This window comes from Vibrio sp. V42_P2S4T144 (assembly GCF_009904715.1).
GTDB lineage: Bacteria > Pseudomonadota > Gammaproteobacteria > Enterobacterales > Vibrionaceae > Vibrio > Vibrio alginolyticus.
In genome coordinates this window covers 1-3,000 of the sequence record NZ_WXWS01000535.1, presented here as the reverse complement: position 1 = coordinate 3,000, position 3,000 = coordinate 1, and the positions used below count along the sequence as shown (strand labels likewise).

Genomic DNA, 3,000 nt, shown 5'->3' with positions numbered 1-3,000 from the left:
GGTTTACCATATTCACATGCACCTACTAGGCGGCCGCCCTCTAGGTCCAATGGTATTGAGCTAAGCTTTTAAAAGTGGGTGGCGATTCACCCACTTCTTTTTCCTGTCGAATGACACATTTGTGGAGATAAATGTGAAACTAGGTGTAAAGCTGTTAGGGCTGATGAGCTGGGCTTTAATGGCCTCTGGCTGCGCGAATTTATCTGCGGGCAATCTGTTTAGCCATTACAGCAACCAGAATCAAGAAGTTTATCAAGCCGTTGTTGCAGGGGAATATGCCAAAGCAAAACAACTTCAATCAAGTGAAGTGGGTGGCGAGATACTTGGCAATTTTGAAAAAGGTCGCATCTCTTTTCTTGCTGAAGATTACCCAACAAGTTTGAATGCGCTAGAAAGCAGCGATCGTGCCGTACGTGTTCAACAAGATCGAGCGACGATATCTGTGTCAGACACGGCAACGAGCGTCGGCTCTCTCGCAGTGAACGACAATCTCCAAGACTATCATCCCGCCGATTACGAACTTGGCTTTTTGCACCTGTATCTAGGACTAAATTACTTACAGAAAAACGATTTAGAAGGGGCACTAGTTGAAGTGCGTCGAGCTAATCAAGTTCAGGAAGCAGCAAGAAAGGCGCGTGAAAAAGAGCTAAAAGCAGCAGAGAAAGACCTTAACAAGCAAGGCATGTCTGCCAATTTAGGCAGTGTGTTAGCGAACTACCCTGATGCTGGTAAAAAACTAAGCGCGGTACAAAATGGTTATCTGTTCTATCTTTCTGGCTTGTTATATGAAGCGTCGCGAGACTTAAACAGTGCTTATGTTGATTACCGACGAGCACTCGCTGTAATGCCAGACAACAAGCAAGTTGTGGAAAGCACCTTATACGCTGCTAAGAAGCTGGGCATGCGTGAAGACTTGCGCATGCTAGAGAAGCGGTATGGCAAAGCACCTTCTGGATTAACTCAGTCACAAGGGCGAGTCATCGTTATTGATGAGCAGGGTGTTGTTGAGGCGATGAAAGGGTGGCGTATTGATTTACCGATTTACGACAGTCGCGATAATGGCGCGATTTATTCGTTGGCGCTTCCTTATTATCAGAACCGAGGTGCTCAACGTTTTAGCGATGTTGTTTTAAATGGTCAGGTATTGCCTTCCAGTACGCTGACTGATGTTAATGCGATGGCGCAAAACGATCTTAATGAACGTCTTACTACAATAGTGATCCGTCAAGCTCTTCGTGTTTGGGCAAAAGATCGAATCCGAAAAGAGGCGGCGAAAAAAGGCGATGATGTGGGCAACATACTTTTCAATGTATGGAACACATTGACCGAACAGCCAGATACGAGAAGTTGGCAAACATTGCCAGCGCAAGTGAAAACGGCTTCAAAAATCGTGAAACCGGGAACACAAAGTTTAAACTTGGGTGATCAAACCTATCAGTTTGAAGTGCCTGCACAGCAGACTACATTGGTATGGGTATCTCGTCAGGGAGCACACTCAACCGTGTGGCATAAACAGCTAGGGAGACTGTAATGAAAGCATGGCTTGTTTGTTTAGCAATGGCTATTGGTTTAGTTGGATGCGCCGAAAACACGGCTGGTATTCGAATTGATGGCCAAACGCAAAAAGTATTTTTTAATGATAACGTTTTAGGTAGTCGCTTATTAGTTGACAACATCACCACCACTTACGTTGATGATCGCCCACGAGGAGTCGTGCAGCTGAGTAGCAATTACAAAGGTGATCAGCATATTCTTTACCGATTTTATTGGTATGACAACAATGGTTTAGAAGTGAATACCAAACCTGGTCCGTGGCGAAAAATGATTGTGCGCGGATTTGAGCAAGTCACGTTATCTGAAGTTACTGTGAATCCAAATGGCACAAAATTCCGTGTGCAAATTAGAGAAGCACAAGACGATTAATCTTAACGGCTCTGCCGAAGCTGCCGCGCTAACGATGCGCTGGTATTGAAAAACTAAGGAACTCTCATGAAAAAAAGTATTATTGCTCTTTTAGGTCTTGCCGTCATTTTAGGTGGCTGTTCTAACAAAGTCTCTTACGGCGATGCGCAAGCAACAGAAACCACGACTATCGATTTTGGCTCAACAGATTTACAAAAAATCGCGGCTGAAATGGTGGATAGCATGATGATGTCGGGCTCTGTAGCAGCAATTACTCGTGACCAACGTCCTATCGTTTTTGTTGAGCGAATTAAGAACAAAACCAGTGAACATATTGACACTGAATCCATTACCGACACGATCTCAACTAAGATGTTGAACTCAGGTAAGTTCCGCTTTGTTGATATGGATCGTGTTGAGTCTGTGCGTGAACAACTTAACTTCCAAAACACGGATGAGCTTGTTAACCAAAGCACAGCGATCCAATTTGGTAAAATGGTTGGTGCTCAATACATGCTTTACGGCAACCTATCTAGCATTGTGAAAAATGCAGGTAGCGATAAAGATGTATACTACAAGATGACCATGCGCCTAATGGACCTAGAAACAGGTTTGATTGAGTGGGCGGATGAAACTGAAATTCGTAAAGCGCAATCTAAGAGCCTATTCGGTCTTTAATCGAACAGGGTGGAGAAGTCATCAATGGCATGGTTTTCTTGGCAACAAGCAAAACAGTTAGATCCGAGTCTTAACGCTCTCGATGGCTTCTTTACGGAGCCTCCGGTAAAAGTACAAACTGTTACCGGGGGGCTCACCAACCGTTGTTGGCGGTTGGAATCTTCTCAAGGCCTTGCATACATCTGGCGACCGACCAGTCATGTCTGCAAGGCTTTTTCAATTTCTCGTCACAGTGAATATCAAGTGCTGAATGCAGTCTCTTCATTGGAAATTGGCCCCAAGCCAGTTTTTATTCATGAGCAAGGGTTGCTGGTGGAATGGATAGAAGGAGAGGCTCTGACGGAGTCAGGCTTAGCACTAAGCAATTTATTATCCATTGCGGCGAAGATTCATCAATATCCGATAAGCGCAATTCCTTTG

Annotated in this window: 3 protein-coding genes and 1 pseudogene; all 4 read left to right on the top strand. The window is 44.5% G+C overall.

The annotated features are described in order from the left end of the window. Window positions 1-133: 133 nt before the first annotated feature. On the top strand, window positions 134-1,531 hold the full coding sequence (locus CAG68_RS17875) for a COG3014 family protein (protein WP_025766940.1): 1,398 nt from the start codon (window positions 134-136) through the stop codon (window positions 1,529-1,531). Then, complete coding sequence (locus CAG68_RS17870; protein WP_005378469.1) at window positions 1,531-1,923, top strand: YcfL family protein; 393 nt, start codon at window positions 1,531-1,533, stop codon at window positions 1,921-1,923. The genes CAG68_RS17875 and CAG68_RS17870 overlap by 1 nt, the downstream gene beginning before the upstream one ends. 66 nt (window positions 1,924-1,989) lie before the next feature. Beyond that, window positions 1,990-2,580 carry a penicillin-binding protein activator LpoB gene (gene lpoB / locus CAG68_RS17865; RefSeq protein WP_005378467.1) on the top strand — a complete coding sequence of 197 codons (591 nt, stop codon included), beginning with the start codon at window positions 1,990-1,992 and terminating at the stop codon, window positions 2,578-2,580. A 24-nt stretch (window positions 2,581-2,604) separates the two neighbouring features. Continuing rightward, a pseudogene (locus CAG68_RS17860) lies at window positions 2,605-3,000 on the top strand (thiamine kinase); the annotation flags it as partial.